Source organism: Fusibacillus kribbianus (assembly GCF_030053595.1).
GTDB lineage: Bacteria > Bacillota > Clostridia > Lachnospirales > Lachnospiraceae > Lientehia > Lientehia kribbiana.
On the sequence record NZ_JASGBQ010000044.1, the window covers coordinates 1 to 4,639 of the forward strand.

A 4,639-nucleotide genomic window follows, 5' to 3' on the forward strand; every position below is an offset into this window, starting at 1 on the left:
AAAAAAAATAAGGGAAAAAGACTATGAGATGGATTGCAAATTTAATTGTGAAACTGATTAAAAAGATAAGACTTGAGATAAGATGTGCTGAGGCAGATTACCCGTATAAATGGCTGATGATTTACGAGGGGTGTTTTTTACCAAGCTTTTATATGCGACACACTCCCGAGGAGGCTGCAAGAATTAAAAGGGAATATTTTGAAGAATTGAGAAAACTCCTTGAGACACTTGACGATGAAGATAAATGAAAGGCGTGGAATATGAATTATGAACGTATCAGCTTTGAACTATTTAAAAGCAACGTATGCCATCGTGTAAAAAAGTTAGGTGATATTGATTTCATTGTAGAAACATTAGAATGTCATCAAATCCGAATTTATTATGATCGGAAATGGTATCCAGAGAGCTTCTATCTGCTTGCCATGCTCGACTATATAAGCAGGGTCAACGACGTCCCTATATGTACTGAGTATGATGATATACGGTCTCACAAGCTTAAGTCGACGCTATATCCTGCGAGTGTATTAGCTATGTGCTCTGCCTGTAAAGATGATACGATAAAGCTGCAATCTATGCGTAATGCGATTCCAGAATTCCTACGGTTCAACATTGTAGAAAGTGATATAAGAAATATTGTATAACAGAATTGTACTGATTGACGTAAAAAAGAGGCTTTTAATTGCCTCTTTCCTCTTGCTGTTCCTTTTTCATTTGCTTGAATAGGTCATCCCATTCTTTCTCATCTCTCCATTTGTCGTTTATTTCTACAACGGCTTTTCCCTCGCTGTTGTAGACAGTATTTTTAATTGCAAGTTTTATGGATTTTTCTTTGCACATCTCACCACTCCATATACAGAACATCTAATAGGTGCTGTAATCTTTCTGCAGCCTCTTTCTGATTCCGATCAGCATCCGGGTGTTCTTTGCACCATTGCCCGAGAACAGCGGATAAAGCATCCACCTCACTGTACCTACTCTCGAACTGTACGCTGTCTCCTATTAGTTTCATAAGCCTTTCCTCCTATTGCGTTAAAAATAATCATCCAAGGAGAGCTGCTCTGCCCCCTCTGTAAGCCGATCGTACTCTGCCTTTTCCAGATCAGTCATTTCCCTAATTCTTTTTTGCTCAAATGCATCTGCTTTTGCTATAGTTTCAGGCTTAATCTTGGTCTGATTAATATGATATTTTGATACAGCTTTAAATAGAAAGCCCTTAATAGTCCTACTTTCTTTAATATTTTCATATGTGATAGTCACTCCGCAGTTATCACGAATTTCCCTCAACGCCTTGTCTAAAACACGACTCTTAAATTCTCCAATCTGTCGTAGTTTTCCTTGAGTACCAGTGACTTCACGAAGTTCTTGCAATGATATTTCAAACTCAATGCAGTCCTCTGGACCAGGCTTTCGGCTGTGCATTTCTTTTTGCATTAAATGCCAAAGGGCCATGCTGTACGGAGATCTCATTTTAACAAAATCATGTAGCAACGGTTGTGTAAAGCTCCCTCTGAGATTAAGTAATAGATCTGTCATAGCCGGATTTAGTTGTATTATAATGCAGGAAGCCTCATCATATCTGCATCTTGCAGTTAGTGGATAATGTTCAAAACGCTTTCCGCCTTTAGGCAAAATTGTGATTGAGGCCCCAGCCAGTTCTTTTGTTATCGAAAAAGCCTCTTGATAAACATTGGTAGCAGCGATTCCCATCATTTCTGCAAATTCTGGTATAGTAATTGAATACTCGAAAAAACCTGTATCACCTTTTCTGCATTGAGCGATTGTAATATATAATAATTTTCGAGCTTTTAAACTCATGCTAGATAATTCTCTTGCCAAAATGAATTCATTTGATGTGATAACTTTCAAACTGTCTCTTTTATCTATATTTTTCTTTTCATCTGACATAGCACACCCCTCCGATAGACACTATAGCATATTAAAAGACATATTACAATATATAACGTCTTTTATTTTTACATGTCTTTTAAAAGTTGCAGCTAAGTATGAAAATGTCTTTTTTAAAGTTGCAGCTAAGTATGAAAATGTCTTTTTTAAAGTATGTAAACGTCTTTTTTAAGTATGTAAACGTCTTTTTTAAAAACTATAAAACCCAGTATTTATGCGGTTTTCCGGCTTTTTTCTATCCCTAAACGGTTTAAACGATATAAACGTACATACTTATATCTATCTTTACCCCACCATGTGAGCCGTATTTAGTAAATCCACAGTTTACAAATAGTAGAAGTTGGGGATACTTGATTTTGCCGAGAGCATATGCTATAATGCCAGTAGGCAAAACGAAATCAATGTCCAACTGGACAGACGAAAACCCCGGAGGTGGCACCCTCCGGGGTTTTCTATTCCGTAAAGTGGATTAATCTTTTAGGCTGGTTGTCTTACTCATCTCCGTCCAACCATTTGCAAATGTAGTAGGCAACTACACTCGCCACAACAGAGACATATAACGAAATCAATAAATCCAACTGGCGCACCCCCTTTCTGTTGCCAGATTAGGGAGACAACGTTGTTGATTATACTACAATGGTATTACTGCCACAATAAGCTATTTTAAAACTGTAAAACCAAGTATTGAAAAGAGTTAAGTTTATTTACCGACAAAACGCTGCCACCAACTCCTTTTATTATCTGCTGATTCCTCATGCCGCCTCTGATCAGAAAGAAGCAGCTGCTCTTGCAAGCAGCCTATTTTCTCATGAGCGCTGATCAGTTTTTCTTGTAGCTCCATAATTTTGATTTTAAGATTTTCATTCTCAAGCCGAAAATTTTCAAGCTCAGTGTCCTTAGCGGTTTGATTTATAATAACCGGAGCTTGTCGACTGGCAGAGTCAAGGATCTTAATAGCCTCATTGTCAAGCACCTGAATGCTTTTATTACCCCTTTTTTCTTTGCATATATGGTTCTTTACTTCGGCATTTTCTTTGGCATGGATCTGCTTATACACTGCCTGTACGGTTTTTCCCCTAGCGGCAGCGTAGTCTTTTATAGTCATTCCCATATTAAACCCCCTTTTTTAACGGTAAAAAAACCGTTAAAACATTGTATCACAAAGCTTGTCTGGTACACAAGGGGTCCAGGGGTCTCCCCCGGCAAGCGTTGCCTGGTTATCCAGGCGGGGAGCTTGCAGCTGCAGCTACGCCAGGTAATTGACCGCAGTGACATCCAGACGCCAGTGTGACAGGTGGAAAACACTGACGGCCATCATAGCCAGGCGATCGTATTCCACCGGACGCCCGCGATTAGCTGCAGCTTGTCGATTGGCACCGCGCAATTTATATGGCTCTTGACTGTACAGTTCCCTCCGGAACCGTTGCCATGCGGCCCCGGATCGGCGTTGATTCTGACAGCTCTGCCAGCGCCGCTGCAGTTCTCCACGAAGCTGATCTCGATATCCCGGCTCCGTTTGCAGCCGATTCGCGTAATAGACATAGGCATCTCTCGCCAATTCTGCCCGCATGGAGTGCAAATCAATGCAATTTGCCATTTCTTCCGCCGAAAAGACCTGCTGATCCGAACGGATCGCAGTCATGATGCGTATGACAGTGCCCTGGTGTTGAGGCAAAATCCTTTGAAGTTGATTCTTGCCGCCCTTCCCCCGGATTACTCGGATACATAAGCAACCTTCCTGGTCCGTCACCAGATCGCCGCCTTTCAACCGGGCCAGCTCCGCCCGGCGAATACCTACAGCGCTCTGAAAGGCCACCAGGCGCGCGTATTTGGCTGATATAGCCTCTTTTTTACCTTGTTTGTTATTTTCCCTGTCCCGGCTCCTGGAAAGGCTCTCTGCGCCGCGCTTGGGCTTATCTATGTCGGCCATAGACACTCCTAGTCCCTTGCAGATTGGGGCCAACCGGGTATGTATGCTGGCCGGGCTGCTCGTCTGAAGCTCCAGAAACTGCTCGTATTGCTGTAGTACCGCCACTGATCCAGCATCCCGGATCGCTTGAACATTTTTATAGCCCTGTTCTCTTGCCCAGATGCCGAAAGCTTTGATCGATCTTTTATATGTTTTTGTTGTGTTATTATTGGCAGTCTGTGGTAGCGCCGCCTGCAGAAGGTCATACTGTACGCTGTTTGTTTTACCCATATTTACTCCTTTGCCGCATCGACTCGGTCTTTTGTTAAGCTGCTCCGCCGGTCTTTTATAGACTGACCTTGTCTGGGTGCTCACGCTGCACTGGTGGGTTGGAGTCTTCGAGTCGATCTCGATATATAGTCATTTTGACGCCCTGCATACTTGGCCTGTATGCTTTTCCTGTGCCTTAACCAGGTTATTTCTTTATCCTCCCTTGGCTTTCGGGAGGATAAAAATAACCCGGTTTTCCCCTGTTTTCTCTGCCTTAACTGGTTATCCTGTAGGCCCAGGATAACCATTAAGGTCTTACATACTCCTATATTTCAATCAAATAAAATATGAGGATTTTTGCAAACGGAAATTATTTCCGTTTTCTCCAGCCTGCGATATACTATTTTCTATATGGTTGTTTTGAATAAAAATAAAAAAAATAAGGGAAAAAGACTATGAGATGGATTGCAAATTTAATTGTGAAACTGATTAAAAAGATAAGACTTGAGATAAGATGTGCTGAGGCAGATTACCCGTATAAATGGCTGATGATTT

General features: G+C 41.6%; 6 protein-coding genes. 1 reads left to right on the plus strand and 5 read right to left on the minus strand.

Annotated features, from left to right (window positions below):
* Positions 1–23: 23 nt before the first annotated feature.
* The gene (locus tag QJ036_RS14010; RefSeq protein WP_283231958.1) at positions 24–248 is read left to right on the plus strand and encodes a hypothetical protein; all 225 of its coding nucleotides are present in this window, start codon (positions 24–26) and stop codon (positions 246–248) included.
* 427 nt (positions 249–675) lie between these two features.
* Here QJ036_RS14010 and QJ036_RS14015 read toward each other — a convergent pair whose 3' ends face one another.
* The 5 genes from QJ036_RS14015 to QJ036_RS14035 all read right to left on the minus strand — a co-directional run bounded on the left by QJ036_RS14015 (position 676) and on the right by QJ036_RS14035 (position 4,105).
* The gene (locus QJ036_RS14015; protein ID WP_283231959.1) at positions 676–837 is read right to left on the minus strand and encodes a hypothetical protein; all 162 of its coding nucleotides are present in this window, start codon (positions 835–837) and stop codon (positions 676–678) included.
* A 1-nt stretch (position 838) separates the two neighbouring features.
* Positions 839–1,009, minus strand: coding sequence for a hypothetical protein (locus tag QJ036_RS14020; RefSeq protein WP_283231960.1), 171 nt, complete (start codon positions 1,007–1,009; stop codon positions 839–841).
* 20 nt (positions 1,010–1,029) lie between these two features.
* Positions 1,030–1,905 carry a replication initiation protein gene (locus tag QJ036_RS14025; RefSeq protein ID WP_283231961.1) on the minus strand — a complete coding sequence of 292 codons (876 nt, stop codon included), beginning with the start codon at positions 1,903–1,905 and terminating at the stop codon, positions 1,030–1,032.
* 700 nt (positions 1,906–2,605) lie between these two features.
* Positions 2,606–3,016, minus strand: a complete 411-nt coding sequence (locus tag QJ036_RS14030) for a hypothetical protein (protein WP_283231962.1) — start codon at positions 3,014–3,016, stop codon at positions 2,606–2,608.
* 135 nt (positions 3,017–3,151) lie between these two features.
* Positions 3,152–4,105: a site-specific integrase gene (locus QJ036_RS14035; protein WP_283231963.1), complete on the minus strand. Its 954-nt coding sequence runs from the start codon at positions 4,103–4,105 to the stop codon at positions 3,152–3,154.
* Positions 4,106–4,639: the final 534 nt, after the last annotated feature.